The organism is Staphylococcus sp. EG-SA-10 (assembly GCF_017151945.1).
GTDB classification, from domain to species: domain Bacteria; phylum Bacillota; class Bacilli; order Staphylococcales; family Staphylococcaceae; genus Staphylococcus; species Staphylococcus aureus.
The window spans coordinates 1-1592 of sequence record NZ_JACVZJ010000039.1 but is presented as its reverse complement, the minus strand read 5'-3'; the positions used below and the strand labels follow the sequence as shown (position 1 = coordinate 1592).

The 1592-nt window shown below is 50.8% G+C and carries 1 rRNA gene; it reads right to left on the bottom strand.

The window, feature by feature from the left end:
- Positions 1-39: 39 nt before the first annotated feature.
- Positions 40-1591: ribosomal RNA gene (locus tag IDG45_RS13455) — 16S ribosomal RNA — on the bottom strand.
- Between the last annotated feature and the right edge of the window lies 1 nt (position 1592).

The following is a 1592-nucleotide window of genomic DNA, read 5'->3' as shown; positions in this document are numbered from 1 at the left end:
CCGCATCTTCTGAAGAAGATGTTCCGAATATATCCTTAGAAAGGAGGTGATCCAGCCGCACCTTCCGATACGGCTACCTTGTTACGACTTCACCCCAATCATTTGTCCCACCTTCGACGGCTAGCTCCTAAAAGGTTACTCCACCGGCTTCGGGTGTTACAAACTCTCGTGGTGTGACGGGCGGTGTGTACAAGACCCGGGAACGTATTCACCGTAGCATGCTGATCTACGATTACTAGCGATTCCAGCTTCATGTAGTCGAGTTGCAGACTACAATCCGAACTGAGAACAACTTTATGGGATTTGCTTGACCTCGCGGTTTCGCTGCCCTTTGTATTGTCCATTGTAGCACGTGTGTAGCCCAAATCATAAGGGGCATGATGATTTGACGTCATCCCCACCTTCCTCCGGTTTGTCACCGGCAGTCAACTTAGAGTGCCCAACTTAATGATGGCAACTAAGCTTAAGGGTTGCGCTCGTTGCGGGACTTAACCCAACATCTCACGACACGAGCTGACGACAACCATGCACCACCTGTCACTTTGTCCCCCGAAGGGGAAGGCTCTATCTCTAGAGTTGTCAAAGGATGTCAAGATTTGGTAAGGTTCTTCGCGTTGCTTCGAATTAAACCACATGCTCCACCGCTTGTGCGGGTCCCCGTCAATTCCTTTGAGTTTCAACCTTGCGGTCGTACTCCCCAGGCGGAGTGCTTAATGCGTTAGCTGCAGCACTAAGGGGCGGAAACCCCCTAACACTTAGCACTCATCGTTTACGGCGTGGACTACCAGGGTATCTAATCCTGTTTGATCCCCACGCTTTCGCACATCAGCGTCAGTTACAGACCAGAAAGTCGCCTTCGCCACTGGTGTTCCTCCATATCTCTGCGCATTTCACCGCTACACATGGAATTCCACTTTCCTCTTCTGCACTCAAGTTTTCCAGTTTCCAATGACCCTCCACGGTTGAGCCGTGGGCTTTCACATCAGACTTAAAAAACCGCCTACGCGCGCTTTACGCCCAATAATTCCGGATAACGCTTGCCACCTACGTATTACCGCGGCTGCTGGCACGTAGTTAGCCGTGGCTTTCTGATTAGGTACCGTCAAGATGTGCACAGTTACTTACACATATGTTCTTCCCTAATAACAGAGTTTTACGATCCGAAGACCTTCATCACTCACGCGGCGTTGCTCCGTCAGGCTTTCGCCCATTGCGGAAGATTCCCTACTGCTGCCTCCCGTAGGAGTCTGGACCGTGTCTCAGTTCCAGTGTGGCCGATCACCCTCTCAGGTCGGCTATGCATCGTTGCCTTGGTAAGCCGTTACCTTACCAACTAGCTAATGCAGCGCGGATCCATCTATAAGTGACAGCAAGACCGTCTTTCACTTTTGAACCATGCGGTTCAAAATATTATCCGGTATTAGCTCCGGTTTCCCGAAGTTATCCCAGTCTTATAGGTAGGTTATCCACGTGTTACTCACCCGTCCGCCGCTAACATCAGAGAAGCAAGCTTCTCGTCCGTTCGCTCGACTTGCATGTATTAGGCACGCCGCCAGCGTTCATCCTGAGCCAGGATCAAACTCTCCATAAAA